The 2,027-nt window shown below is 66.0% G+C and carries 1 protein-coding gene and 1 pseudogene; both read right to left on the bottom strand.

Annotated features, from left to right (window positions below; translation table 11 throughout):
* A partial coding sequence (locus tag FHT76_RS41210; protein ID WP_259186895.1) for a conjugal transfer protein TraA occupies window positions 1-1,842 on the bottom strand: 1,842 nt, incomplete at its 3' end.
* Window positions 1,842-2,027: pseudogene (locus FHT76_RS41205) on the bottom strand (mobilization protein); the annotation flags it as partial. The gene FHT76_RS41210 and the pseudogene FHT76_RS41205, both read right to left, overlap by 1 nt.

Raw genomic sequence — 2,027 nt, 5'->3', positions numbered from 1 at the left:
GACGGCCGCCAGGCCATGCCGGTCCACAGCCTCCTCCCAGCCTCTGCCAGGATCGCGTCGCAGTTCTGGGGTGACCTCTGGCGTGGCTCGATCCGCCCTGCGTTCCGCCTGCTCCATGATGTCGCGGCGGACCCCGACATGTTCCCGCGCGGCAGCGGCAATCTCCTGGAACAGCTCTGCCTGCTTGTCCTGCATCAGCCGTTCAGCCCGAGACAGACTTGCCTCTACCTTCTGCTCATAGGCGTCGAACTCGGATCGTGTCAGCACCTTCATGGAATCGACCTCCGCCAGGCTGGTGAGTGTGAGAAGAACAGTTCGAAGCTCGACTTGTGTTTGACCGGCACGTGGCTGCTCGGCGGTTTCTGTTTCCGCGCGTCGGCGTGCTGTCTCGAGGCGGGCAAGCTGCCGATCGGCAAACGCCCGGATGTCGGGGTCGGCATCACCGCGCGCCAGCGCCGACCATAGCCTGTGAACGCCTTGGCCATAGGCAAGGCTTGCATCGGTCCTGGCCGCGCTCGGGACCTCGCGGCGCTTGTCGTGGTACCTGCGCCGTGCAGATGGCGAGGTTGCCTCGTGTTCGGTTCTGCCGTCATGGCTGATCGGACGCACCTGGCTCTGGTTGAAGGCCGGCGCGCTTGCCAGCTCGCGACGATCGGTCATCTCCATCCGGATGCCGTTTGCGCGTGCCTGTTCGGCCAGGCCTTCGCGCCAGCGCCGGAACGAGGCGATCGAGGTCTCGAGCCGCTCGCCATCCTCGGACCGCATCGCGACAATCGCATGGACATGCACGTGCGGTCGCTTGCCACCCTCGTGTTCCCGCTTCGGATCGTGCGCCGGATGGTGAAGGGAAAAGACATAGCGATGATGCTGGAATTCTGCCGCCAGGAAATCGCGCGCTGCCGATCGAAACGCCTCGGCATCGGTTCCTGATCTTGCCGACATCACAAGATGCATGACATCCCGGGGTTTGCGGCTGTGCAGTTCGCCGCGCCACTGCCGTTGCACGAGTTCGCCGGCCCTTTTGGCATCGGCAATCATCTCGCCGCGGTCAGTTGTGACGGCGCCCGCGGACGTCTCCACCAGCTGGCGCAGCCTGGCCGTGCCATAGTCGACGCCATTGCCGTGGCCGGTGAAGCGCAACTGGATGTCAGCTGGCGCCCTGCCGACGTCTGCCAGTCGGCGCTGCACGATCTCCTCGGCCCTGGCATCGGCGCTCAGCCGCTCGCCGCTGCGATCGCGCAAGACCACCACACCGTCGATGCGGTACTGTCCCTGCCGCTCGGTGACCGCAAAGGCGAAGGACCGGTCGCCGAGCGCCGACGTCACAATATCCCCCGCCCAGGCATTCAGCGCTCGGCCCTCGCCGGGCTGGCCGGCGACGTCGATGCGGAAGGAGGCGATGTCGCGGCTTTCGGCGCGATTGCCCATCAAGTCAGCCCAGTCGTCCGCAAGGGCGGTGAGCGCCTCGCGACCCAGCATCGTATCGCCTGCCTGGTTCTCCATCACAAGCTCGCCATTGCGCGAGATGTAGCTTGCCATCGCCCCCAGACGCCCGCCTCCGGCAAACGATGCCATCTTCACCACCGCGGGCTGGCTGCCGCTGGCAAGGGCTGTAAAGCGCGTCGCCATTGGCCGCAGCGCCGGTGCATGTCGCCCCATGCCAGGATAACCGCTGGCTCGCACCGTCATCCCGCGGCGGACACGGCTGCCGTCCTCAGCGATGCCGCGCCGGCGAGGCTCTTCATCGTCGGTTGCGCGCTTCCTGCCAGCCAGGCGCTCGTGCAGATAGGCGGCTCTGCGCTGCTCCCATTCCTCGGTAAAGGCGCCGAGAAAGATCTCCATCAGCCATCCCTCCTGATCGTGCGTCCCGGTCGGGCGGCAAGCCGATGCAGCTCCAGCATCAGCCCGGCAATGAGCGGCTGCAGCTCGCCAAGCGCAGCGACAATCTCGGGCGATCGTTTGTCCTGCCTTGAGAGCCGGACCAGACTGTTGAGGTTTACGCCGATTGCCCTGAGGTCACGGTGAAG

The sequence above is a fragment of the Rhizobium sp. BK176 genome (genome assembly GCF_024808055.1).
Note: the sequence above shows the minus strand (reverse complement) of the source record. Positions and strands in the feature narration are given on the sequence as shown.